Annotated in this window: 21 protein-coding genes and 2 tRNA genes; 11 read left to right on the plus strand and 12 right to left on the minus strand. The window is 56.9% G+C overall.

Annotated features, from left to right (window positions below):
• Positions 1-4: 4 nt before the first annotated feature.
• Positions 5-1,354, minus strand: coding sequence for a 3-hydroxybenzoate transporter MhbT (gene mhbT, locus ACSJLU_RS16855; protein WP_025303618.1), 1,350 nt, complete (start codon positions 1,352-1,354; stop codon positions 5-7).
• 125 nt (positions 1,355-1,479) lie between these two features.
• Here mhbT and ACSJLU_RS16860 point away from each other — a divergent pair, with 125 nt between their 5' ends.
• Positions 1,480-2,388 (plus strand): LysR family transcriptional regulator, encoded by a 909-nt coding sequence (locus ACSJLU_RS16860; RefSeq protein WP_147824042.1) that lies wholly within the window; start codon positions 1,480-1,482, stop codon positions 2,386-2,388.
• 38 nt (positions 2,389-2,426) lie between these two features.
• On the opposite strand, the gene ttrA is transcribed toward ACSJLU_RS16860, so the two are convergent.
• From ttrA to ttrB, 3 genes are read right to left on the minus strand one after another with little or no spacing between them, the layout of a single operon-like run.
• On the minus strand, positions 2,427-5,498 hold the full coding sequence (gene ttrA / locus ACSJLU_RS16865) for a tetrathionate reductase subunit TtrA (RefSeq protein WP_342101806.1): 3,072 nt from the start codon (positions 5,496-5,498) through the stop codon (positions 2,427-2,429).
• On the minus strand, positions 5,491-6,516 hold the full coding sequence (ttrC, locus tag ACSJLU_RS16870; protein WP_043136468.1) for a tetrathionate reductase subunit TtrC: 1,026 nt from the start codon (positions 6,514-6,516) through the stop codon (positions 5,491-5,493). The genes ttrA and ttrC overlap by 8 nt, the downstream gene beginning before the upstream one ends.
• Positions 6,513-7,250 (minus strand): tetrathionate reductase subunit TtrB, encoded by a 738-nt coding sequence (gene ttrB / locus ACSJLU_RS16875; RefSeq protein ID WP_273830216.1) that lies wholly within the window; start codon positions 7,248-7,250, stop codon positions 6,513-6,515. Before ttrB ends, ttrC begins: the two co-directional genes overlap by 4 nt.
• A gap of 228 nt (positions 7,251-7,478) precedes the next feature.
• Between ttrB and ttrS the strand changes: the two genes are divergently transcribed.
• The 4 genes from ttrS (at position 7,479) to ACSJLU_RS16895 (ending at position 11,523) form a co-directional block, all read left to right on the plus strand.
• Entirely contained in the window at positions 7,479-9,200 is a 1,722-nt protein-coding gene (ttrS, locus tag ACSJLU_RS16880; RefSeq protein ID WP_273830248.1) for a tetrathionate respiration histidine kinase TtrS, read from the plus strand.
• A complete protein-coding gene (ttrR, locus tag ACSJLU_RS16885; protein ID WP_151428885.1) occupies positions 9,172-9,771 on the plus strand; it encodes a tetrathionate respiration response regulator TtrR in 600 nt (199 codons plus the stop codon). The genes ttrS and ttrR overlap by 29 nt, the downstream gene beginning before the upstream one ends.
• Positions 9,772-10,111: 340 nt before the next feature.
• Positions 10,112-10,774 (plus strand): VUT family protein, encoded by a 663-nt coding sequence (locus tag ACSJLU_RS16890; RefSeq protein ID WP_025303625.1) that lies wholly within the window; start codon positions 10,112-10,114, stop codon positions 10,772-10,774.
• Between the two features lie 17 nt (positions 10,775-10,791).
• On the plus strand, positions 10,792-11,523 hold the full coding sequence (locus ACSJLU_RS16895; RefSeq protein ID WP_342096453.1) for a metallophosphoesterase family protein: 732 nt from the start codon (positions 10,792-10,794) through the stop codon (positions 11,521-11,523).
• Here ACSJLU_RS16895 and ACSJLU_RS16900 read toward each other — a convergent pair.
• Positions 11,516-12,004: a hypothetical protein gene (locus ACSJLU_RS16900; protein ID WP_197825188.1), complete on the minus strand. Its 489-nt coding sequence runs from the start codon at positions 12,002-12,004 to the stop codon at positions 11,516-11,518. The two genes, ACSJLU_RS16895 and ACSJLU_RS16900, sit on opposite strands and share 8 nt — an antisense overlap.
• On the minus strand, positions 12,005-12,658 hold the full coding sequence (locus tag ACSJLU_RS16905; RefSeq protein WP_025303628.1) for a helix-turn-helix domain-containing protein: 654 nt from the start codon (positions 12,656-12,658) through the stop codon (positions 12,005-12,007).
• Positions 12,659-13,529: 871 nt separating this feature from the next.
• On the opposite strand from ACSJLU_RS16905, the gene ACSJLU_RS16910 reads away from it, so the two are divergent.
• Positions 13,530-13,772, plus strand: a complete 243-nt coding sequence (locus tag ACSJLU_RS16910; RefSeq protein WP_025303629.1) for a DinI family protein — start codon at positions 13,530-13,532, stop codon at positions 13,770-13,772.
• Between the two features lie 225 nt (positions 13,773-13,997).
• Here the strand turns inward: ACSJLU_RS16910 and ACSJLU_RS16915 are convergent.
• The 4 genes from ACSJLU_RS16915 to ACSJLU_RS16930 all read right to left on the minus strand — a co-directional run bounded on the left by ACSJLU_RS16915 (position 13,998) and on the right by ACSJLU_RS16930 (position 15,248).
• A tRNA-Thr gene (locus tag ACSJLU_RS16915) sits at positions 13,998-14,073 on the minus strand.
• Between the two features lie 6 nt (positions 14,074-14,079).
• Positions 14,080-14,167 (minus strand) — tRNA-Ser (locus ACSJLU_RS16920).
• A 157-nt stretch (positions 14,168-14,324) separates the two neighbouring features.
• Positions 14,325-14,654: an osmotically-inducible lipoprotein OsmE gene (gene osmE / locus ACSJLU_RS16925; protein ID WP_025303630.1), complete on the minus strand. Its 330-nt coding sequence runs from the start codon at positions 14,652-14,654 to the stop codon at positions 14,325-14,327.
• Between the two features lie 126 nt (positions 14,655-14,780).
• Positions 14,781-15,248 carry a nuclear transport factor 2 family protein gene (locus ACSJLU_RS16930; protein WP_025303631.1) on the minus strand — a complete coding sequence of 156 codons (468 nt, stop codon included), beginning with the start codon at positions 15,246-15,248 and terminating at the stop codon, positions 14,781-14,783.
• Between the two features lie 107 nt (positions 15,249-15,355).
• Between ACSJLU_RS16930 and ACSJLU_RS16935 the strand changes: the two genes are divergently transcribed.
• Positions 15,356-15,934 (plus strand): TetR/AcrR family transcriptional regulator, encoded by a 579-nt coding sequence (locus tag ACSJLU_RS16935; protein WP_025303632.1) that lies wholly within the window; start codon positions 15,356-15,358, stop codon positions 15,932-15,934.
• Here the strand turns inward: ACSJLU_RS16935 and ACSJLU_RS16940 are convergent.
• A complete protein-coding gene (locus ACSJLU_RS16940; protein ID WP_025303633.1) occupies positions 15,928-16,344 on the minus strand; it encodes a VOC family protein in 417 nt (138 codons plus the stop codon). The two genes, ACSJLU_RS16935 and ACSJLU_RS16940, sit on opposite strands and share 7 nt — an antisense overlap.
• Positions 16,345-16,502: 158 nt before the next feature.
• Positions 16,503-17,633, minus strand: coding sequence for a porin OmpC (gene ompC / locus ACSJLU_RS16945; protein ID WP_025303634.1), 1,131 nt, complete (start codon positions 17,631-17,633; stop codon positions 16,503-16,505).
• A 702-nt stretch (positions 17,634-18,335) separates the two neighbouring features.
• Between ompC and ACSJLU_RS16950 the strand changes: the two genes are divergently transcribed.
• From ACSJLU_RS16950 to rcsB, 4 genes are read left to right on the plus strand one after another with little or no spacing between them, the layout of a single operon-like run.
• Positions 18,336-18,743, plus strand: coding sequence for a DUF4186 domain-containing protein (locus ACSJLU_RS16950; RefSeq protein WP_025303635.1), 408 nt, complete (start codon positions 18,336-18,338; stop codon positions 18,741-18,743).
• 54 nt (positions 18,744-18,797) lie between these two features.
• Positions 18,798-19,952 carry an MFS transporter gene (locus tag ACSJLU_RS16955; RefSeq protein WP_025303636.1) on the plus strand — a complete coding sequence of 385 codons (1,155 nt, stop codon included), beginning with the start codon at positions 18,798-18,800 and terminating at the stop codon, positions 19,950-19,952.
• Between the two features lie 20 nt (positions 19,953-19,972).
• On the plus strand, positions 19,973-22,675 hold the full coding sequence (gene rcsD / locus ACSJLU_RS16960; protein WP_049207299.1) for a phosphotransferase RcsD: 2,703 nt from the start codon (positions 19,973-19,975) through the stop codon (positions 22,673-22,675).
• Positions 22,668-23,318, plus strand: coding sequence for a response regulator transcription factor RcsB (rcsB, locus tag ACSJLU_RS16965; protein WP_004935900.1), 651 nt, complete (start codon positions 22,668-22,670; stop codon positions 23,316-23,318). Before rcsD ends, rcsB begins: the two co-directional genes overlap by 8 nt.
• Positions 23,319-23,321 lie beyond the last annotated feature (3 nt).

Below are 23,321 nucleotides of genomic sequence, written 5' to 3' on the forward strand. Positions count from 1 at the left end.
TCATTCACGACGCTGCGCGAGGCAACGTATCAGGGGCTGGAGCAGACTGGCGAACAACAGCCGTCAGCAGCATTAACATCACCGTACTGATCGCCGCCGGCACGGCAATAATGAAAAATAGCGTATCGAATGAGAAATTCATCGCCATCATCACGCCGCCGGCAAGCGAGCCGACAATCGCGCCGCAGCGGCCAATGGCATTGGACCAGCTGACGCCGGTCGCCCGGCTTTGTGTCGGATAGAGCGTGGCGGTCAAGGCATTCAGCCCAACCTGCGAACCGCTGATGCCGATGCCGGTGCCGAAGATGGCCAGCGCCATCAGCCACAGGCCGTTCTCGCTCAGACCAATCATGACGATACACGCGGCGCCCAGGGCGTAGCTCGCCGCCAACACCCGGAAGGGATTGTATTTGTCCATCAACGCGCCCAGCCCCAGCGCCCCCAACGTTCCGCCCATCTGGAAAGCGGCGGTCACCCAAGAGGCATGCTGCAGATCTATACCGCGATGGTTAAGCAGCGTCGGCATCCAACTGGAGAGCAGATAGATAATCAACAGGCTCATAAAAAAAACCGCCCAGAGCATGAGAGTAATGCGCAGCTGGCGGCCGGCAAACAGCGGGCTGATGCTCCCTTTGGCCGCCGTAGCGGCTTCGTTGAGGTAAAAATGGGTCTCTTCATCGCACTCTCGGGTGATGCCGCTGACCGTTTTGGCAATCACCTTGCGCGGCAGTTGGCGGCGGACCTGCCAGCGCGGGGATTCCGGCAGGGCAAACAGCAGCACCACAAAGAGCATCAGCGGCAAAACGCCTCCTAGCACCAAAATGCCGTGCCACCCCATCACCGGCACCAGTTGGGCGCTGACGATCCCGCCCAGGGCTGAACCGAGCGTGAAACCGCAGAACATCAGCGTGACCAGCGCACCACGGCGGCGAGCAGGCAGATATTCAGAGGTCATCGTGATGGTGTTCGGCATCGCGCCCCCCAACCCCAGGCCGGTGAGAAAACGTAAAATGACCAGCGTTGGCATATCGGGGGAGAAGGCCGAAATCAGGCTCAGCGTGCCAAACAGCGCCACGCAAAGTTCGATGACGCGCTTGCGGCCAAAGCGGTCAGAAAGCGGGCCGCAAAGCAGTGCGCCCGCCGTCAACCCCAGCAGCCCCGCGCCAAACAGCGGTGCCAGTTCGCCGGCGGTCAGTTGCCATTGGGTACGGATGTCGGGTGCGATGAAACCAATGGCGGCGGTGTCAAAACCATCGAACATCACCACCAAAAAGCAGCAGATGATAACGCGCCACTGCGTCTTACCGATGGGAGCAGCATCGATCAGTGCTTGTAAATCACGCCGTTGAGTCATAGTGAGCGCCTCGGTGCAGGTAGGGAGATGTCTGTCTTGTTTTAGGTATGTTACGAATTTGTATCCTTAGCGATAAAATGTACAATGGCTTTTCAGGCAGAGACATAACCGGAGGGTTATAGCAAATGGCGAACTGGGCGCAGAAAATGAAACTTCACCATCTGCAAATGTTGGTGGCGTTGGGTGAGCAGGGAAATCTGACCCACGTTGCCCGGATGATGAACATCTCCCAACCCGCTCTGTCAAAATGGTTGTCACAGCTCGAAGATGAGATTGGGATCACGCTGTTTGAGCGGCATAGCAAAGGACTGCGCCCCTCCGAGGGGGGGAAACTGCTGCTTCAGCATGCGCAGCGCTTGGTCAACGATCTCGAGCGTTCGCAGTCTGAAATCGCCCGCTTTAAGCAAGGCGGGCTGGTGGGAAGCCTGAAAATCGGCTGTTCGCCGGTCGCCACCGACTGCGTTTCGCAGGCCATATTGAGCCTGCTGCAGGAAATGCCAACGCTGCATCTCAATATTGAGGAAAAGGTGATGACCCCGCTGCTGCACGATCTGATCGCGGGCGCGGTGGACGTCGTCGTGGGCCGCGTTGGCGGGCGGGCGCTGCAACTGCCGCTCAACTATCAAGTGCTCTACACCGAACCGGTATGCTTTGTTGCCCGCCCTCACCATCCGCTGGCAGAATCCGCCTCCCTCAGCTGGCGCGATCTCACCCACTGGCGCTGGATTGTCTGGCCGACCGGCACGCCCATCCGCCTCAGCATTGATAATGCGCTGGCGGATAACGGCGTGATGCTGCCCGAAAACACGGTTGAATCGGCATCCATGAACGTCAGTACCAACCTGCTGCAAAGCAGCGATATGATCTCCATTCTTTCCCTACGGCTGGCGCAGCGTTATGCCAGCCAGGGGCAGCTGGCGATCCTGAATCTGCCGAAGATAGAGCAGAAAGGCAGCGTGGGCGTCTTCTGGCGCAACAGCGAACCGCCTTTTACCGCGCTGAGCCGCTTTTTGCAGCTGCTGACGCAGGCTTAACACCCCCACCTGCAGCCACAGCAGATTTACGGCTGCGCCTACGCGGAAAGCTTGACGATGGTCGCAGGGATCCCCTGACGCACCGCCGCTCCGGTCACCCAATCCAGCCAGGTATTCGGCACTTCGCGCGTCGGATCGGCAAAGCCCAAATCGTTGAGGTTGATGCCGGCGGCAATGCGCTCATCCATCGCCAGCGGTTCACCGTCCAGGTAGTGCTGACTGGCCCCCATCTCCCGGTGGCCGTAGCCGTGTTCCACCGCGATCACGCCGGGCATCACGCCTGCCAGTAAACTGATCCGCACCTCTCGACTGCCGCCCGGCGTGCTGATACGTACCCGGTCGCCGTGTTGAATGCCGAAACGCGCCCCGTCTGCCGGATTCAGCGCCACCAGGTTCACCGGTTTCACGTCGTGCAGGCGCCGGATCACCGCGGTGGAGCTACTCATCACGTTGGATTTGAAGGACATCAGGCGCAGTGGCCACTGCTGCTCAGGGTAGAGCGCTTCCACCGCGCGGCCGTCCGACAAACGCGCCGGATAGCAGGTGGGGCAGCCGCTGAAACGCTCACCGGTGATCGCATGCCGGTGCTTCGCCACTTCCGCATTCCAGATCTGCAGCGGTTTCTCCCAGCGGTTGCCCACGCTGCCGTCGCGGCGGCCGCTGTCGTGAACGGCGAACCGGCCGCCGCGGCTGTAAATAAACGCCACGCGGTCGATTTCATCGGCGCGCAGCGTCTGCGCAAGCTGCGGCAACAAGCGATCGACACCGCTCAGCGTCAGTTCGTCCGCCCTCGCGGCCGGCACCGGCGCCTTGCCGGCAAACGCCACGTTGGCGGCGGCGCGCAGATAATAATCCTCGGCACGGTTGAGCGGCAACAGCCCGCCCTGGCCGTCGCCGATAGCGCGATCGCCGAACCCCGGCAGCGCCAGGCGTTTAGCGACGGCGATGCAAAACGCCTCCATGGAAATCGGCTGCCCTTGCGCCGTTTTCGCGGTCGCCGGCGTCACTATCGGCCAGCGCGCGGTAGTGGCCTTGCTGGCGACGCCGCCCCAGGGGGCGCTGAACCCCCAACTCTCAAAATTATGGGTGTCCGGGACGATATAGTCGGCCAACGCCGTCGTTTCGTTGATAAACGCATCGATAGCGATAAACAGCGGCAAACGCGCCGGATCTTTCAATCGTTCCTCCGCCACGCCGCGCAACCCGGCGATGCCGTACAAGGGGTTGGTCATGTTCGAGATCCAGGCTTTCAGCCCGTACGGATACCCTGCCAACGCCGATGTCAGCAGCTCGGTCAGTTGCCCGGCGACGAACGGATACCAGGGCGCCCTGGCCGGCCAGGGGGAAACGCCCGCCGCCACTTTTTCGCGGTACTCGTCGGAGGTTTCATAGGCGGCCTTGCTGCGTGCGATATTCAGCCCCTTCGGTTTTACCAGGCCGGGAAACTCGACCAGGTTATAGCGCGGCCCCTCAGCGAAGCCGTTGAATTTTCCGCCGCCGACGAACACGCCCCCCGCCAGGCTCAGGTTGCCGATCAGCACGTTAAGCATCATCACCGACCAGGTATTGTAAAACCCGTTTGCCGCCATCATCCCGCCATGGGCGATCACCGCCGCCTTGCGCCCGTGGGCGGTAAAGGCCTCGGCCAGTGCCGCGATGCGTGCCACCGGCACGCCGCATTGCCGGCTGTACGCCTCCGGCGACAGCTTGTCGGCGGCCTCTTTCAAACACTGGAAGCCGCTTTTCACCCCCACCTGCACGCCGTCGTGCAGCGTCACCGTACGGCTTACCCACAGCTCGGCGCTGTCGCACGCCTCGGCCGCCACCAGTTCCCCCGCGCCGTTGACCACCAACGGCGACGCCGACTCGGCGCCATTCAGATCGGCCAACGTCAGATGCTGCCCCGCCCGCGGATGCTCGCTCTCGGCGATCACCAGATGCGTGGCGTTGGTCCAGCTCTTCTCGCCGGCACGTTGCATGGCGGCCTCGGACGGGATGGCGAGATAACCGGCCTGATAACGCCGGTGGTCGAGGATCCAACGGATCATTGCCATCGCCAGCGCCGAGTCGGTGCCCGGCAATATCGGGATCCAATGGCCATGATCGTCCGCCAATGTGGTGGTCAGCGGCAGCGCCGGCGCCACTACCGCATAACGGAACTCGCTGCGCAATCTGGCGCTGGCCAGTTGCCGAGCCTGCCGCTTGAATGGGTTGCCGGACTGCGCGGGCGAGGTCCCCATAAACAGCGCGAATTCGACCTGTTCCCAGTCGGGTTTTACGTGCGGATTTTTGTCCAGATCGTTCATCAGCGCACCGGAACCGGCACGGTAGGCCAGCCCGCAGTAAGCGCCGTGCGCGCCGAAGTTTTTGCTGCCGAAACTGTTCTGGGCGAAACGCCGCAGGAAGCCGTCGCGCCCATCGTCACCGGCGTTGGTCACCAGCAGCTGATTGGCTTTCGGCCCCAGCCCCGGCTGTCGGGCATCGATCGGCGTCTCCAGATCGCGGATCGCCCGCAGGCCCTCCACATGCCCCTCGCCGAACAGATCGCCGCCTTCCACCACTTCAGCGATCAACTGCTCAAAGCTGATGCGCTGCCACTTGCCCTCGCCACGTTTGCCGACGCGCTTCATCGGCTCCAGCACCCGCAGCGGGCTGTAAAGCCCCTCCAACAGCGTGGCGCCGCGCGCGCAGGCGGTGGAACGGGCATCGAGGCCGCTTTCGCCGCCCAGCTGCGCCAACGCGTCCTGCAGCGGCAAGGCCGAGTCGACGTGCCGTTCCTGAGACAGCGGATGATAAGGGTTGCCGGCAATGCGCAATACCCGGTCGGTCTGCCTGTCCACCCGAACCCGCACGCCGCATTGCGTCCAGCAGCCGAAACACTGGGTCATCGAGATGGCCTGCTGCGGATTGCCTTGCCATTCCGGCATTGCCCGCCCTTCGGGCGGCAGGGAGTTGCCGTTGATGCGATCCAGGGTCACCCGCCCTGAAGTGCCGTGAATCAAGCCGTCGATCGCCCGTTTGGCGACCTCGCGATAGCTCAGGCCAAAGGCGGACAATCCGCCAAAGGCCAGGCCCACTTTCAACCACTGACGCCGGGTGAGTTTAGCCATGTTGTTTTCTCCGCAGTAAAAACGCCTGTGCTTCACGCACCATGATCATTAACGCCAGCCACAACCCGAAAGTGCCGACGATCGCCAGCAAGCCATCGGTGCCGAGCGGCAGGCTATAAGGGGAATACGTCGCGTTGTATTTCGGGATGGTTTGCACCTCGATCAACAGCGTCCAGCGCATCAGCCAACTCAGCCCCAGTGCGCCGGCCACCAGCAGCGTCGTACCGCCGCGCGGCAAGCGCCGAGAACCGGCCCAAGCGGCGCACGCCAGCGTCAGCCCCCACAGCGCAATCCATCCCACGGCATACCGGCGCGCCATCGCCTGCGTCTGCAGCCAGTGGCGTACCGCCGCGCCGGATAACGTATCGCCGCATACCCACAGCAGGATCGCCCCGCCGAGCAGCAGTAACGTCAGCAGCATCCCGCGCGCCAGCGGCGCCTGCAGACCGGGCCGTTCGCGCAATGTCAGCAGCAGCAAGGCCAAGAGCGCCTGCAGCGCGCTGAGGAACATCACGATCGGAAATCCGTAGCTGAACCAGATTGGGCGGGCACGCACGACGGAAACCTCACGCCCGGTGTACAACAGCAGGCCAATAGCCACCAGCGCGCAAGCGGGCGCAATCCCACGCAGCAGCGCAACCGGCCTGCCCGTCAGCCGCGCAAATTCGAGTGCGAGAAACCACAGGCCGATCAGCAGGGTAAACAACGGCAAGAACAGTGCGCCCCACGGCATCCAAGACCAGGGCGTCGGGTAGGCGTAGAAATGCCAGAAGCGGGCGGTTTGATGCAGGTCGGCGGTCAGCGCCAGCGGCGCGGTGATGGCGCACGTCAGCCCGATAAACAGCGCCATGCGCTCCAGATGCGCGGCGTTATCTCCACCGCGCCAGCGCCACACGCAGGCCAGCAGCGCGGCGCAGGCGGCGATGCCGATAAAGAAGAAATATTGTACGGCCCACGGCAGCCAGCTCACCGCCTGCGGTTGGCTCAGCACTTCTGCGATCATCAGTTGGCGACTCATCGTCCCTCCCCCCATAAGGCGACCTGCGCCCGCCCCGGCAGCGGCGTGACGAAGGCGTCATCCAGCCCCAGATAGAACACATGGGGCGCGGTTTGGTTCTCCGGCTTGAGGACGTTGATCTCGGCCTCATGGCGCCGCAGCATTTTGCTCAGCGTGCTGTGCGGATCGCGCATGTCACCAATGATCCGCGCCCCGCCCACGCACGACTCCACGCACGCCGGCAACAATCCCGCCTCCAGCCGGTGTACGCAGAAGGTACATTTGTCCGCCGTTTGGGTGGCGTGATTGATAAAGCGGGCATCGTACGGGCAGGCCTGCACGCAATAGGCGCACCCCACGCAGCGTTTGTTGTCGACCACCACGATCCCGTCCTCGCGCTGGAAGGTGGCCTGCACCGGGCACACCGGCACGCAGGGCGGGTTGTCGCAGTGGTTGCACAGCCTGGGCAGCAGCACGTTGGTCGCCACCGCTTCACCTTCGAGGCTGACCTGGTACTGGTTTACCGTGGTGCGAAACTCGCCGTGCGGCGTCTGGTTTTCAATGGCGCAGCTCACGGTACAGGCCTGGCACCCGACGCAGCGCCGCAGATCGATCAGCATCGCGTAGCGGCGGCTCGCATCCCCCTCGCGCCGCGTCGGCGCTAACGTCAGCCCGGCCTCCGCCACAGGGATCAGCGAAGCCCCCGCCGTCAACACGCCCAGCTGCTGCAAAAACTGCCGTTTACTGAAGTCCATGCGCCTCTCCCACGCCCTGGGCATCACCCCGATCACGCTATTGATGCCCGTTAGATGAATAAACAATGTCGATGATTTACAGTGTAAAAATGGCATCGATGGCGCTCTATTGTGGTTAACCACATACCGGCCCCAACGTTGATCTAAAACAAGTGGCGGCAGGCAAATTGCCCATCAGGAGGGGCTGTGAGGGTCGTGTTATTACTGCTGTTCAGTCTCGGTTGGGGGATGGCGGCACAGGCGGGAGAGTGGTCGGTCGGCGTGCTGGCGATGCGCGGCGATGCGGCGACCGCGCGTGACTGGCAGCCGCTGATCGACAGCCTCAACGGCAGTGTCGGCGGTGAGCGCTTCCGCCTGCAGCCGCTCGATCTGGCACAGATGCGCGAAGCGGTCAATCGGGGCAGCGTGCAGTTCGTGGTCACTAATCCGGCGCAGTTCGTGCAGTTGAACAGCCGCTATCATCTGCGCTGGCTGGCATCGTTGCGCGCCGCCAACGGCGATCGGGCAACGGGCAACATCATCGGCAGCGTGATTCTGGTGCGGCGCGACAGCGGCATCACGACGCCGCAGGCGCTGATGGGCAAAACGCTGGGCGCCATCGATCCGCAGGCCTTCGGCGGCTATCTGACCGGCTATAAGGCGCTCAGCGATGCCGGTATGCGGCCCGATCGCGATTTCCACCTGCGCTTTACCGGTTTCCCTGCCGATGCCCTGCTCTATCTGTTGCGCGAGCGCGCCATTCAGGCCGCCATCGTCCCCGTCTGCCTGCTGGAGAAAATGGATCGAGAAGGCCTGATCAACCCGGCGGATTTTCGCCCGCTGTTGCAACGGCCCACATCGGTTCCCTGCGTCAGCAGCACGCCACTTTACCCCAACTGGTCGTTCGCCGCCCTGCCCGGCCTGGATAACTCACTGGTGGATGCGGTGGCAAGAGCCTTGCTGACCGCACCTCCGCAGTCTCCCTTTCAATGGGGCGCACCGGTCTCGACCAGCGAGGTGGAAGCCTTGCTGCGCGCCGTCAATCAACACCCGGAACAGCGGCGGCTGTGGCTGGATATCAAGAGCTGGCTGATCCAGCATCAGACGGCCGTCGGCCTGTCGCTGGCGGTGCTGGCGCTGTTGATCGTCAACCATATCTGGATCGCGCTGCTGGTACGCCGGCGCGGGCGGCAGTTGCTCCATGCCGGAGAGCAACTGCGGCGGCAGGAGCAGGCGCTGGAGAACGCCAGGCAGCTGAACGTGCTGGGGGAAATGGCCTCCGGCTTCGCGCATGAACTCAACCAGCCGTTGGCGGCTATTCGCCTTTATGCGCAGGGATGCCTGATCCAACTGCGCAAAACGGACGCCGGGCATCCGCTGTTGGGTCCGCTGGAAAATATCGACCGACAGGCTCAGCGCGGCGGCGAGACGATTCATAACCTGCGCCAGTGGGTGCAGCCCACCGCTGAGGCGATAGACCAAACACGCTGGCGACCCGCGGCGGTAAGCGAAACCGCCGAGCGGGTGTGGACGCTGCTGCGCCTGACGCAGCGCTATCCCGACCTGAAACTGTTCAACAACGTGGCGCCTTCGCAGACGCTAACCCTGCCGCCGGCGCTGCTGGAACAGCTGCTGGCGAACCTGCTGCTGAATGCGGCGCAGGCCGGAGCCAACGCAGTCTGGCTTTCCGCCGTCCAGAGCGAACGGGCGATCGAGTTGCATCTGCAGGACAACGCGGGCGGCATGACAACGGCCGGGCTGGAACAGGCTTTTCGCCCCTTCAACACCACCAAAGCCGGCGGCATGGGGCTGGGGTTAGCCATTTGCCGGCGCCTGGCCCGCTACGGCGGCGGCGAAATCCGCCTGGCTAACCGCCCCGCCCCCGACAGCCGCAATGGGCTGTGCATAACGCTGCATTTCATATTGAACGATGAGGAAAACCATGTCGCTAATTCATCTGGTGGACGATGACGCCGCCGTCACCGACGCCTGCCATTTTTTGCTGACCAGCCTCGGCCACGACGTGCAGTGCTGGAATGACAGCGCCGACTTTTTGGCGCGAGCCGACCTGTTTCAGACCGGGATCGTCTTGCTGGACATGCGGATGCCGAAACTCGATGGGCACCAGGCCTACGCTGAGCTGCGCCGCCGCAGCAGCACGCTGGCGGTGGTGTTCCTGTCCGGCCATGGCGACGTGCCGATGGCGGTGGAGCAGATGAAGTACGGCGCGGTGGACTTCCTGCAAAAACCGATCGCCGCTGAACCGTTAATCGCCGCCCTCGAACGGGCGCAGCAGGTCTCGGCCAAAGCCCAGCAGCGCCATGAAACTTGCGGCCGCTACCATACGCTCACACCGAAAGAACGCGACATCGCGCAGCTGGTGGTGCGGGGCATGATGAATCGGGAAATGGCGGAGCGGCTGAATATCGCCCTGCGCACCGTAGAGGTTCACCGGGCAAAAGTGATGGAGAAAATGCAGGCCGCCAGCCTGGCGGAATTGGTGATTCAGCTGCAGGCTCTGCCGCCCACGCCCCGGGAGTGAATGCATAAAGCCCTCATCAAGCTAACGTCCCGTATTCCTCTTTCCTTGATTGACACAGCGCGATCCAGGCAATATATTTATTAGAAATATTAATGAATTACGGTAGAATCACCTTTTCTCAACCAACAGGCTATCAGCATTCTCCGCAAAACCCAGCGTAGCGCTTTCGCCTTCAGGAACCCCGTGAGGGAAAGGAGAGGCGTTGTTTTGAATAAAGAGAGATGATGTCCATGTGACATGGCTCGAGCATCATTACGCCACTATCTGGCCGCCCGGTTGACGTTTTAAATAAGTATGGATTATGAATAACAGAAGAACACGGACTAAATAAGGAATAAAAATGCAAGGAAATCTCAAGCTCTATGGCCTTTTTGTTGGCCTGACGGTGACCATTATGATCACCTGCGACACGTTGGTTTATAAGGTCTTTGATATCTATGGTTTTAAAATAACGGCAAGCGGCATTGTATTCTCCTTGTGTTTCTTGATATCCACATTGCTGACTGAGGTTTATGGCTATAAATTGTCGGTAAGAGCAATATGGATCATGGTGTTCTGCCAAAGCTTATATGTCATAATACTTAATCTCTCAGCCGTTATTCAGCCAGAAAACAACGATATCGCCACACACTATTATTCTTTATACCATGAATTCTGGCGAGTCATGATAGGCACCTGGGTGTCCGTTCCGGTCGCTTATTTCGTCAATGGTTTTATTATTTCAAAGATGAAGATTATCTTCTCCGGCAAATACTTCTTTATCCGATATATTGTTGGCTCCATGTCTACACAGGCCGCCCTGTTGCTGACAGCCTATCCGATCAGTCTTTCAGGAAAATACACCTTCATGGAGTTGGTTAATATCATAAGCACAACGTGGTCTTATAAAGTTGTCGTCTCTATTGTATTACTGCCGCTCGCCATCGCCTTAGTCGAGTGGGTGAAGAAGATAGAAAACACCGATCATTATGATTGGGGCACCTCATACAATCCATTTAAGTAATATCAACAGGGTCTCGCATGAAAGTAATTCAGATTAGCGACATACATATTATGCCTAATGAAAGCGCGCTGGCTTCGAAGCATCTTGCTAATTTCGACAGGGCCATTGACTTCATTAATGCCAATGCCGATAAAATCAATGCCGACTTAATCATTGTGACGGGTGACATCTCTCATGATGGCGATATCCCCTCTTATGAGCGCTTCTTTAAGATAATGAACCGCACTTCCTTACCTTTCTATTTTTTCCCAGGCAACCACGACAACAAAAAGAACCTGGACGATGCAGCCCGTAAGCAGGGTGGCAGCTACGATATAAACTCGTTTGAAGATGACGAATGGCGCATGCTCAGCATCGACTCGGTGGTCGATAACGAAGATTTCGGCAGGGTCTCGACGCATGCGCTCGACACGCTTGAAAAAGCCATCGTCGCAAGTGACAATAAAAAGGTCGCCGTCTTCTTGCATCATCACCCTATTCCGGTAGGCACCCCGATTGTTGATAGCTGTATGTTAAACAATGCCGAGGAGTTTTTGAACCTCTGCCAACGATTAAACGTTAAGTTTATCGGCTCAGGCCATGCACATACGCTATTCCAAAGAAAGCTGGGGGAAACCTTAGTCTCTGTTTCCCCGGCGATTTGTTCGCAATGGAAGAACGGCACAAGCGCTGTCAGCAGCATAGACAATTCGGCCTTCAGCGTGATTACGTTCGATGAGCATATTCACGTCGAACCCTGGTTTATTTAATCAACGTCAGTATTGTTTTTTTAGACCTGTCGCTTTTCTTAGCATTTTTCAATGAGGCAGAGAGTGCTCTGCCTTCCTTTACCCCGGCATAAAAGGCTATTTTCGTCGCATCCAAGGACTCGGTTTTGTCGACAAGATCGCGATCCCTTAGAAAATCCGCCCCTGATATTGATATCGAGTCAACATCGTTTCTCAACGTCCACATACAGTTTCGTTTCTCTTCATGAATCGACAGTTTGGCCGAGGCGATTTTTATTTTAGATTCGGTCTCGGCGATAAAAGCGATATCTTTCGGGTTAACATGCCTGAGAAAATCGCCCTCGATGAGTTGCCCCCAGTTTTTTTTCACGAAAGTATGGGTGCCAAACTCTTTGAAAAGCCAATATCCATCCGCCGTTCGGATCACACTACGATCTAACGTATAGAGGTAACTGGGAGAGTATATTTTTCTTAACCTTCTCATTATGTTAAATAAGTCCATTTATTTCAGCCTCTTTATCGTTTTCAATAGAACACCGACGATCGCATAATCGCTATAGGACTTCACACTGCTATCTGAATCTAATGAGATGTTTGTAAACAACAAGTCGCCGTCGGAAACAAAAACTCGCCTTAAGCATATTGGGTAATTTTTCAGCTTAACCAGGACGATATCGCCATCGCAAAATGGCTCCTTGAGCGAGATCACACAATACGTTCCACGGTCTAATTCAGGCGACAGTGAATTATTCGTTATCTCTACCACAAACAGCGAATCGTCCATCATGTCATCGACTTCTGTCGTATAGGTATCTGCCGTTCTGATCGTGTTGGCCAGAAAACGTTCTACATCGCTGTAGCTAATGAGTGGAAGCGATCTCACATTGTGTTTGGCCTCTCCCGTGACGCTTAAATCCTTGTCAGTCAGCTCCCCTACTTTTACGCTGAAAAATTCACCAATGGACGCAAGCGTAGAGATCGTGGGATTCCCCACGCCTTTCCTCAGATTATTGATCGTGGCAATACCTATCCCTGTTTCGCTGCTCAACCGACTGGCGTCAATCCCGTGCATGCGCATGAGGTAAGTAAGGTTTTCACCTATCATTTTCAATGACATACCATTTTCTTCTGATATTTTAATGTTGTTTGGTTGCATTATAATGTTTTAAACCTATACTTTAGCGTCATTAAAGTGAATTAAAAACATTAAACCACTTCTAGGGTGGCTATGACAATGACTCGGGGCCTTTGGTATACGAAATATAAATACAATACATTGTAATATAATAATTTTATTGTGAATCACCGGTCTTGCCGAACATGACTGGCTGCCTTTTAAATGATTCAATTTACTTATAAAAATGCTGTCTGCACAGGCTAACTCATATGCACGTTCATCAAACATCAGAGGCGCGTTACAACGCCCGGGATATCTTCATCGCATTCACGCCATAGCCGACGCAGGAGAAACCCAAAATGCTAAACATTAACCCCGCAGCAATTTAACGCACAGAAGCCAACCTGGAGAGCAAATCGCATCCCGGTTCGATAATTTTAAAGGAAATGAGATGAGTGCTTTATTCATCGCTCATCGAGCGACCATTGGCCAACACTCGGGATTTTTTCTCTGTCAGAACGCGAAGAAGCTGCGTCAGCGCCCGTAGCGCCGAGTTCCGGCGCATACCTGCATTGATCGATATTATGCCAAGAACGGCGACCAGAAAGGTGGCGTCGGGCCCCCAACACCAGGGAGCCCCCAGCCCGACGCCACCGCCTTACATACTGATTAGTAAGGGAGAAAAATGTAGGTTGCGGAGGATAATCGTGCCCTTTGAATATTCACGCACGAAGTGAGCGAGGAAAATGCAGACCACTGGCCAGACGTAAAGAAAAGATTCAGTGGCAGGCTTGGCAGCCCGCTGCGCAAGTAAGAATAAACGCCTTATGCAAAATTGCGCCCCCCTCTTGCCAACCCGCCTTCCTCAGGCCAGAATACTGTACATTAAATCAGTGTTTACAGGTGAGTCATGTTTGTAGAATTAGTGTACGACAAGCGCAACGTCGCTGGGCTACCCAACGCCGCCGAGATTATTCGCAACGAGCTGGAAAAACGCGTGCATGTGCTGTTCCCGGAGGCGGAGGTGCGCGTGAAGCCGATGCAGGCCAACGGCCTGAACTCCGACGCCAGCAAAAGCGATCGTGAGAAGCTGAACCGAATGTTGGAAGAGATGTTCGAAGAAGCGGATCAGTGGCTGGTCACTGATATTTGAACCCTGTCTGATAGCCGGGCTCGCCCACCGGCTATATTTCCGCCAGTATATGCAAACGTTCAGCCCTTGGCTAATGGGATTGACGCGGTGCCTCCCCCATCCGGTTATCGGTTGGTTAATGTTAATATCGATGCTATTCGAAGCGCGCACTGCTGCAGTGTGCACTTTTCTAGCGCACCAATACCATAACAAAAAGCCCCAGCATCGCTGCTGGGGCCTCTGTCATGGTGCCGGCTACCGGAATCGAACTGGTGACCTACTGATTACAAGTCAGTTGCTCTACCTACTGAGCTAAGCCGGCTGAATTTGGCGGAAGGACAGAGATTCGAACTCTGGGAGCTGTTACACTCGACGGTTTTCAAGACCGTTGCCTTAAACCACTCGGCCATCCTTCCAATGGGCGCTGATATTAGCGATACCGTTATGAAATGTCTATCGTTTTGATGCAAAAAAATGGCACAACCGGTGCAGTTGCCTAAACTTCAGGCCTTAAACGCTTAAAAAATGAAAAGCCCCGCGCAAGCGAGGCTTTTTTGGTCGGCCGAAACGCGATTATTTCGGCTGAGAATCGTAGTCTGAACAGGTTTGATAGCCCTTGTTCATGACATGGCCCGTGTCGTTGTAGCTGACAAAGTAGGTTTGCACCTTGCCGTCGCGCGGCGCCACCGCATAGGTGTCGCAGGTGCCCTGCGCATGAACCAGTGTGGCAGTGGTCGACGGTGGACCCGCGATAGCCCGCACCTGCTGCTTGGTCATCCCTACTTTGACATCGCTGACCACCGGCTCATTGACATAGCTGGCTGCGCGATCATAGGTGGTACAACCGGCAAGAATGGAGAATACCGCCGCAGTGCCGACGGCCAAAACCAACTTCTTCGTCATAGCTTGTCCTCTTGGAGTGCATTTGTTGTTCCCTAAGTCTAGAAGCGGGAAGGCTTTTCTACAAATTCCCCTTTGTCGATCGGTGCGCTTTTGCTCTCAAAAGGCCATCGCAGCATCCCATCAGATTCAAAAACCGAAATCGCTCAGGGCCGGGACATCGTCCGGGCGCCGGCCGAGCGGCCAATGAAAACGCCGATCCTGTTCGCGGATCGGCATGTCGTTGATGCAAGCATGGCGGTTGATCATCAGCCCCTCCTGATTGAACTCCCAGTTCTCATTGCCGAAGCTGCGATACCAGTTGCCGGAATCGTCGCGCCATTCATAGGCAAAACGCACCGCGATGCGCGCGCCATCAAACGCCCACAGCTCCTTAATCAGCCGATACTCCAGTTCTTTCGCCCACTTGCGTTGCAAAAAGCCGACCACCGCCGCGCGGCCATCGACAAATTCCGCGCGGTTACGCCAGTGGGTATCGAGGGAATACACCTGCGATACACGTTCGGGATCGCGGCTATTCCAGGCATCCTCCGCCAGCCGCACCTTCTCGATAGCGGATTCGCGGGTAAAAGGCGGCAATGGGGGTTTAATGCTCATGTTTATCTCCTGAGTGAAGGCGTGTAGACAACTCTGTCTACGTCATTACGCTAGCGTATGTAGACAGAGTTGTCTACAATCACTCGGAAATAGCCTGGGAGAAAATGATGACCGCCGATCTCAACGCCTTACCCGCCCGCCAGCGCATCCTGCTGACGGCGCACGATCTGTTTTATCAAGAAGGGATCCGCGCCACCGGTATCGATCGCATCATCAAAGAATCGGGCGTGACCAAGGTGACCTTCTACCGCCACTTTCCCAGCAAGAATGATTTAATTACGGCGTTTTTGACCTATCGCCATCAGCAGTGGCTCACCTGGTTCAGTACAGCGTTGGATCGACATGTGGCACAGAGCGGCGGGTTACTGCCGGCGCTGGCGCCCTGCCTGGCGGAATGGTTCGACGATCCGCGTTTTCGCGGCTGCGCGTTTATCAATACGGCGGTGGAAATCGCCGATCTGCTGCCGGAAAGCCTGCACATCGCCAGCCGGCATAAGCGGCAAATGGCGGAGGAACTGGCACGTCACCTGCCCGCCGGCCCACAGCAGGAACAGCAGGCAGCAATGCTGGCGATGCTGATCGACGGCGCCATCGTCAGAGTGCAGATAGAGCGGCAACCGCAGGCGGCGCTGCAGGTGCTGAATGCCGCTCTGGCGTTGCTGGCACAAGGCGGGTTCGATCAGTAATTGGCCCAGATGCCCGGCGTCACCAGTTCTAACAGGTGGGCGTCGGGATCGCGAAAATAAATACTCTCCCCGCCGTGTTCCCAGCGCATCCGCCCCTCAATCTCCACGCCGTTGGCCGTCAGATGCCGTTCCCAGTGTGGCAGTTGCGCTTTCGCCACCGCCAGCCCGATATGCGCCGGCCCCACGCCATCGTGCGCAGGAATAAACCCGGTAGGATAGTGCGCCCCGCGCAGCGAGTCGCCCTCGATAAACAGCAACAGTACGCTTCGATCGCCGACGTTATAGGCGCGAAACCGTTCGTTAGCGACCATCGCCGGCAGTTTCAGCACCTCCCGGTAAAAAGCGTCCGCGCGTTCAATATCGCTGACGTACAGCACCGTTTCGATCACCTTGTCGATCTTGAGTTCCATATCATCCCCCTCTTTTTCTGTACTGACAGCGTAGGCTTAGAGGAGGAAAACCACGGTACTTCCCGTGCCGATAGCGGATCAATCCGTGCTTTTTTACCGGCTTACAGGCAAAAAAAACGCGGCCCGAAGGCCGCGCGATGACGTTCACACTGAGGTGCTTAGAACTGGTAAACCAGGCCCACGGCAACCACGTTGTCGGTGTTGATACCGGCAGCGTCGGTGAAGTCGTTGTTGTCCACCAGGTTGATTTTGTAATCAACATAGGTGGACATGTTTTTGTTGAAGAAGTAGGTCGCACCCAGGTCGACGAATTTGACCAGATCTTGATCGCCGTAGTCCTTGCCGTTGCCGGCGCGGCCCAGGTCTTTACCTTTGGTCTGGTTATAACCCACGAACGGACGCAGACCGAAGTCGAACTGGTAGTGCGCGTAGGCTTCGAAGCTCTGCGCCTTGTTGGCGTAGCCATAAACGCTGCTGTCAGAACTACCGAAACGCGCCGCATTGTAGGACTGGGTGAACATCACCGCCAGGTAGACGTCGTTGGCGTCATATTTCAGACCGCCGGAGTACCCTTCGGCCTTGTCGCCGCGACCCATGATGTTCTGGTGACCGTTACCGCCGTTCTGCTCGCTGGTGCGACGCGAGTTGAAGAAGGCACCTGCGGCGCTGATGCCGTAGCCCATGTCATAGCTCATGGACATACCGTAGCCTTCGCCGTTTTGACCCAGAACGTCACGACCGTTGTTGGTCTCTTCGCCGTTGCCGTTTTTACCCTGGTACTGCAGGGCGAAGTTCAAGCCGTCAACCAGACCGAAGAAGTCGTTGTTACGGTAGGTCGCCAGGCCGCTGGAGCGCTGGAACATGAACTGGTCGGCGCCGTAGGTCATACCGTCGAACTCAGGCTGCAAGTCGGTATACGCCGCGACGTCGTACAGCACGCCGGTGTTACGGCCGTAGTCGAAGGAGCCATAGTCGCCGAATTTCAGACCGGCGAAGCCGTAACGGGTGAAGTTCTTGTTGTCCTGGCTTTCAGCGTGATTCAGGTTCGCCTGATATTCCCACTGGCCGTAACCGGTCAGCTGATCGCTGATTTGCGTTTCGCCGCGCAGGCCAAAACGCATATAAGACTGATCGCCGTCCACGCCGTTGTTGCTGGAGAAATAGTGAAGACCGTCGACTTTACCGTACAAATCCAGTTTATTACCGTCTTTGTTGTAGATTTCCGCCGCGCCTGCTGTGCCTGCAACCAGCAGTGCGGGTACCATCAGAGAGAGTACTCGAAGTTTCATCGTTATTATCCTCGTTAATTATGTCGAGCTACGGCCACTGCCCTTTTCGAGCATTATTAGCACGACTGTGCATTACCATTCTGGTAACAAGGGTTATATTAATCCAGAAAGAAAATGATACCAAGTATCCGATAGTGTTTCAGTGTAATTAATAAAGGTTTCCAAATGTAAATACGCGCGAACTTTCACAAAACATTACAGACAAACAAAATAAAGCACTTAAAGACAAAGAATAGATTAATTGATAAAAAATCATGTAGTTATACATATCTTTAAGAAAAAAAAGCCAACCATACAATTGAGCCAGACAATAAGCACATTGTGCCAAAACGCCGTCCGCACGCAGCCGCTATAATCACCTCGCTATCATCATTATTTTCATTATTACCTTCATTATCCGAGATCCGAGGATAATTTCTGCACTCCTTTAACCGGCTTCTGGCCGGTTTTTTATTTTTCTCCATACTCTCCTCACAATTCCGACTCGTACAAATAGCACGCAAATAAATAACCTAATGATATAGTTTCATTAATTTACTTTCGCACTAATTGCTAATCTTTTCCCTTATTTTAGTCTACAAATTGAAATTACTTTTCATTTCGTGCTTTATCCCATCGATTATTTCCCGCCGCAGGCACAATTAGCCGCAGAGTTTCAATTCTGATAACCTGGAAAAAGTGCACCTCCAGCGAGTAAAATTCATGATGCCCTTTCAACCCGACGTGCTGTGGCGGCGGCTACAAACCTCCCCCTTCCGCGCTCGCTTCCGTTTAAATGCCAAAGACCAAACTTATCTCGACGGCAAGGGATTGCCGCTGATACTCAGCCATGCCCGCGATTTTATCGACCGCCGCCTGGCCGCCGCCCATCCTAAGAATGACGGCAAGCAAACACCGATGCGCGGCCACCCGGTGTTCGTCGCCCAGCATGCCACCGCTACCTGCTGCCGCAGCTGTCTGGAAAAGTGGCACGGCATACCGCAAGGCGTCGCACTGAACGAGCAGCAAAAGGAGTATATTGTCCAAGCTATCGCGCTGTGGCTGGTGCGCAGAGGCGGTGCCAGGGACATGTCAGGCGCGAATATTTTCGATCCGGATCGCGGATTGTGATAAAAACTGTCAGTAACTTTCACCATTCTTTTGACCCAAGATCCTGACGCTTACATGACAGCTACCTTGTGCAATGAACAGCAAACGCCCGGCATTCCTCAACAGATCGCCACCCGTCTGGCCTTTTTCGTCGCCGGTCTCGGCATGGCCGCCTGGGCGCCGCTGGTCCCCTTCGCCAAAGCGCGCATCGGTATCGATGACGGTTCGCTCGGCCTGTTGCTGCTCTGTATCGGCGCCGGCTCCATGCTGGCGATGCCGCTGACCGGTTTCCTGACCGGCAAACTGGGCTGCCGCGCGGTGATCCTGATGGCGGGTCTGGGATTGTGTATTGATCTGCCGCTGTTGGCACTGATGGATTCCCTCGGCGGCATGGCCGTGGCGCTGCTGCTATTCGGTGCGGCAATCGGCATGATCGACGTAGCGATGAACGTTCAGGCGGTGATCGTCGAACGCGCCAGCGGCAAGGCGATGATGTCCGGCTTTCACGGTTTCTTCAGCATCGGCGGCATTGCCGGCGCCGGCGGCGTCAGCGCGTTGCTGTGGTTGGGGCTGACACCGCTGCAATCCACCCTGCTCACCGTGCTGGCGGTGATAGTCCTGCTGGCGCTTGCCAGCCGCCATCTGCTGCGTGAGAGCGGCGCCGACGACGGCGGGCCGATGTTCGTCTTGCCGCGCGGTTGGGTGATGTTCATCGGCATTCTGTGCTTTATCATGTTTCTGGCGGAAGGATCGATGCTCGACTGGAGCGCGCTGTTCCTCACCACGTTGCGCGGTGTCGAACACAGCCAGGCCGGTCTGGGCTATGCGCTGTTTTCCATCACCATGACGCTCGGCCGCCTCAATGGCGATCGGGTGGTGAACTCGCTGGGCCGCTACCGGGTGCTGCTGCTGGGCAGCCTGTGTGCCGCTTTCGGCCTGGGTCTGGCCATCGCCTTCAATCACGCCACCGTTTCGCTGGCCGGTTTCATGTTGGTCGGCCTCGGCGCCTCGAACGTCGTGCCGATCCTGTTCAGCGCCGCAGGCAACCAGCGCGACATGCCGGCCAATTTGGCGATCGCTTCCGTCACCACCGTCGGCTATGCCGGTATTCTGGCCGGCCCGGCGCTGATCGGCTTCATCGCTCAGTTTTCCAACCTGACGGTGGCCTTCGCCTGCGTAGCCGCTCTGCTGTTGGCGGTGACCGCCAGCGCCAGGGCCGTCACTCGCTGATTCAGGAATGCGCAGCCACTATGCAAAATAAACAACTGACCATAAGCTCCAGCAACATTACCCGCTGCTTCCTGCTGTTTATCGTGCTGCTGACGATCGGCATCGGTCTGTATGGCTACAACTACACCAATGCCTGGCTGGCGGAAAAGAAGTACACGCTCAATAGCATCGCCGGTTCGCTGCAAAAGCGTATCGATACCTACCGCTATATGACCTATCAGGTCTATGACAAATTCGGCAATGCGCCGGCGCAGAATGTCGATCCTGGTTTGCAGGAAACCCGCCTGCGGCCCGACGTCTATTATGTCGAGAAACCGCACAAGAAAACCGACGCGGTGATCTTCGGCAGCCATGACGAGAACACGCTGGCGATGATCGCCAACATCTCGGACTACCTGGATACCCGCTGGGGCGCCAAGACCGAGAACTACGCCATGTATTACCTCAATGGTCAGGACAACAGCCTCAGCCTGATCACTACCCAGCCGCTCAAAGAGCTGGCTTCACGCTTTCGGGAAAGCTACCTGACCACCTCGGCGGACGAACGCCGCGCCGAGATGCTGCAGCAGGCCAATATGCTCGACGAACGCGAGAGCTTTTCCGATCTGCGCAAGCAACGCTTCCAGAACGCCTATTCGTTTTCGATTCGCACCACCTTTAATCAGCCGGGGCATCTGGCGACGGTGATCGCCTTTGATTTGCCGATCAACGACATCATTCCGGCCAATCTGGCCCGCGCCAATTTCCTGCTGCTGCCGGATGATGTCGATCTCGACGACAGCACCATCCCGTCGGAAACCGTCCTCGGTACCCATGCAACGATGAGCGGGGGCTGGGTGGAGTTCAGCGCCGCCCTGCCCAATGCGCCGCTGAAGGTGGTGTATCGCGTTTCGGCTATCAATCTGGCCATCGATCTGCTGCGCAACAACATCTGGCTGATCGCAGTCAACTTGCTGCTGCTGGCGCTGTCGATGCTGAGCATCTACTTTATCCGCCGCCAGTACATTCGCCCGAGCGAAAACATGGCAGTGGAACTGGAGGCCGAGCGCGCGCTGAATCGGGAGATCGTCTCCAGCCTGCCCTCCGGCCTGCTGGTCTACAGCTTCGCCAACAATACGGTGATCGCCAGCAACAAAATCGCCGAACACCTGCTGCCGCATCTCAGCCTGCAAAAGATCGCCCATATGGCCGAACAGCATCACGGAGTGATCCAGGCGACGGTCAACAACGAGGTGTATGAAATTCGCATTTTCCGCAGCCAGCTCTCACCGGACACCTACCTGTTCCTGATGAACGATCAGGATAAAGAGGTGATGGTGAACAAGCGGCTGCAGCAGGCGCGGCGCGAATACGACAAAAACGTTCAGGCGCGCAAACTGATGCTGCACAATCTGGGCATCGAGCTGAATCAGCCGGTACGTCAGATGCACGATCTGGTCGACCGCCTGCACAACCGGCCGGATGAGGAACAACAGCAGGCGCTGCTGGGCCAGCTGACGACGGCGTCGGCTTCGGTACTGGAGTTGATCGATAACATCACCCTGCTGACCCGGCTGGAAACCCAGGACTGGCAACCCACACGCGAGCCGTTCAACCCAACGGCGCTGATCGACGAGTTACTGCTGGAGGCCCTGCCTGCCCTCAATCAAAAGGGGCTGGCGCTGTTCAAGCATTTCCAGCTGGACGTCGAGCAGAACTATATCGGCGACGCCAACGCGCTGCGCAAGGTGATCTCGTTGCTGGTGCATTACGCCATTATCACTACCGCCTGCGGCAAGATTTCTCTGGTCATCGACCATGAGCCCGAGCACCCTGACCGCCTGATTTTCCAAATCAACGACACCGGCTCCGGCATCTCCAACGAAGAGATCAGCAACCTCAACTATCCGTTCCTCAGCCAGACGCTGGTGGACCGCTTCAACCACGGTTCCGGCCTCACCTTCTTCCTGTGCAATCAGCTGTGCAAGAAGCTCAACGGCCAGTTGGATATTCGCAGCAAGGTGGATATCGGCACTCGCTACACCATTCGCGTCGCCATGGAGATGGAGAAAAAAGAACCGCAGGAGCAGGAAAAGCTGCTCGACGGCGTCACCGCCCTGCTGGACGTCACGTCGGATGAAGTGCGCGGCATCGTGACCCGCCTGTTGCAGGCCTACGGCGCCGACTGTCTCGTCGCCGAAGATCGCGCGGTCAATCGCGATTATGACGTGCTGCTGACGGATAACCCGCAGCGGGCCGATGACTACACCCTGCTGCTGGCGACCGATGAGCCGGGTTGGCAAGCGCTGGATAAACGCTACATTCGGGTGAACTACAACCTGAACGGCGCATTAATCGACGCCGTGCTGATGCTGATCGAACAGCAAATGGCCGCGCTGGAACAGGAAGAAAGCCCGCTTTCATTGAGTTCAGAAGATATCCAACTCTATGAAAAACAATTGAAATCAAGTGATTACTATGGGCTGTTTGTCGATACAGTACCCGACGATGTCAAAAAACTGTATACTGAGGCGGGCAGCAGTGATTTCAATGCGCTGTCACAAACCGCACACCGCCTGAAAGGCGTGTTTGCCATGTTAAATCTGCTTCCCGGCAAGCAGCTGTGCGAATCGTTAGAACAGCGCATCGCAGAAGGTGATGCGCCCGAGATCGAGAATAACATCAGTCAGATTGATTTTTTCGTCAGCAGACTGCTGAAGCAAGGTAGCCAACAACATGAATAACCTGAACGTAATTATTGCTGATGACCATCCTATCGTACTGTTTGGCATCCGGAAGTCACTTGAGCAAATTGAATGGGTGAATGTCGTTGGGGAGTTCGAAGACTCAACCGCACTGATCAACAATCTGTCCAAGCTGGACGCCAACGTGCTGATCACCGATCTGTCGATGCCGGGTGACAAGTATGGCGACGGCATCACGCTGATTAAGTACATCAAGCGTCACTATCCGCAGTTGTCGATCATCGTGCTGACCATGAACAACAACCCGGCGATCCTGAGCGCGGTATTGGATCTGGATATCGAAGGCATCGTGCTGAAACAAGGCGCGCCGACCGATCTGCCGAAGGCGCTGGCCGCCCTGCAGAAAGGCAAGAAGTTCACGCCGGAAAGCGTCTCTAAACTGCTGGAAAAAATCAGCGCCAGCGGCTATGGCGACAAACGCCTGTCGCCGAAAGAAAGCGAAGTGCTGCGTCTGTTCGCCGAAGGTTTCCTGGTGACCGAAATCGCTAAAAAGCTCAACCGCAGCATCAAAACCATCAGCAGCCAGAAAAAATCGGCGATGATGAAGCTGGGCGTCGAGAACGACATCGCCCTGCTCAACTATCTCTCGTCCGTCAGCATGACGCCGTTGGACAAAGACTAAAAC

Source organism: Serratia bockelmannii (assembly GCF_051803255.1).
Taxonomy (GTDB): Bacteria; Pseudomonadota; Gammaproteobacteria; order Enterobacterales; family Enterobacteriaceae; genus Serratia; species Serratia bockelmannii.

What these genes read in the sequence shown, in the direction of transcription:
- mhbT (WP_025303618.1), bottom strand. Translation starts at nt 1,354, where the DNA reads ATGACTCAACGGCGTGATTTACAAGCACTGATCGATGCTGCTCCCATC.
- ACSJLU_RS16860 (WP_147824042.1), top strand. Translation starts at nt 1,480, where the DNA reads ATGGCGAACTGGGCGCAGAAAATGAAACTTCACCATCTGCAAATGTTG.
- ttrA (WP_342101806.1), bottom strand. Translation starts at nt 5,498, where the DNA reads ATGGCTAAACTCACCCGGCGTCAGTGGTTGAAAGTGGGCCTGGCCTTT.
- ttrC (WP_043136468.1), bottom strand. Translation starts at nt 6,516, where the DNA reads ATGAGTCGCCAACTGATGATCGCAGAAGTGCTGAGCCAACCGCAGGCG.
- ttrB (WP_273830216.1), bottom strand. Translation starts at nt 7,250, where the DNA reads ATGGACTTCAGTAAACGGCAGTTTTTGCAGCAGCTGGGCGTGTTGACG.
- ttrS (WP_273830248.1), top strand. Translation starts at nt 7,479, where the DNA reads ATGGCGGCACAGGCGGGAGAGTGGTCGGTCGGCGTGCTGGCGATGCGC.
- ttrR (WP_151428885.1), top strand. Translation starts at nt 9,172, where the DNA reads ATGTCGCTAATTCATCTGGTGGACGATGACGCCGCCGTCACCGACGCC.
- ACSJLU_RS16890 (WP_025303625.1), top strand. Translation starts at nt 10,112, where the DNA reads ATGCAAGGAAATCTCAAGCTCTATGGCCTTTTTGTTGGCCTGACGGTG.
- ACSJLU_RS16895 (WP_342096453.1), top strand. Translation starts at nt 10,792, where the DNA reads ATGAAAGTAATTCAGATTAGCGACATACATATTATGCCTAATGAAAGC.
- ACSJLU_RS16900 (WP_197825188.1), bottom strand. Translation starts at nt 12,004, where the DNA reads ATGGACTTATTTAACATAATGAGAAGGTTAAGAAAAATATACTCTCCC.
- ACSJLU_RS16905 (WP_025303628.1), bottom strand. Translation starts at nt 12,658, where the DNA reads ATGCAACCAAACAACATTAAAATATCAGAAGAAAATGGTATGTCATTG.
- ACSJLU_RS16910 (WP_025303629.1), top strand. Translation starts at nt 13,530, where the DNA reads ATGTTTGTAGAATTAGTGTACGACAAGCGCAACGTCGCTGGGCTACCC.
- osmE (WP_025303630.1), bottom strand. Translation starts at nt 14,654, where the DNA reads ATGACGAAGAAGTTGGTTTTGGCCGTCGGCACTGCGGCGGTATTCTCC.
- ACSJLU_RS16930 (WP_025303631.1), bottom strand. Translation starts at nt 15,248, where the DNA reads ATGAGCATTAAACCCCCATTGCCGCCTTTTACCCGCGAATCCGCTATC.
- ACSJLU_RS16935 (WP_025303632.1), top strand. Translation starts at nt 15,356, where the DNA reads ATGACCGCCGATCTCAACGCCTTACCCGCCCGCCAGCGCATCCTGCTG.
- ACSJLU_RS16940 (WP_025303633.1), bottom strand. Translation starts at nt 16,344, where the DNA reads ATGGAACTCAAGATCGACAAGGTGATCGAAACGGTGCTGTACGTCAGC.
- ompC (WP_025303634.1), bottom strand. Translation starts at nt 17,633, where the DNA reads ATGAAACTTCGAGTACTCTCTCTGATGGTACCCGCACTGCTGGTTGCA.
- ACSJLU_RS16950 (WP_025303635.1), top strand. Translation starts at nt 18,336, where the DNA reads ATGATGCCCTTTCAACCCGACGTGCTGTGGCGGCGGCTACAAACCTCC.
- ACSJLU_RS16955 (WP_025303636.1), top strand. Translation starts at nt 18,798, where the DNA reads ATGACAGCTACCTTGTGCAATGAACAGCAAACGCCCGGCATTCCTCAA.
- rcsD (WP_049207299.1), top strand. Translation starts at nt 19,973, where the DNA reads ATGCAAAATAAACAACTGACCATAAGCTCCAGCAACATTACCCGCTGC.
- rcsB (WP_004935900.1), top strand. Translation starts at nt 22,668, where the DNA reads ATGAATAACCTGAACGTAATTATTGCTGATGACCATCCTATCGTACTG.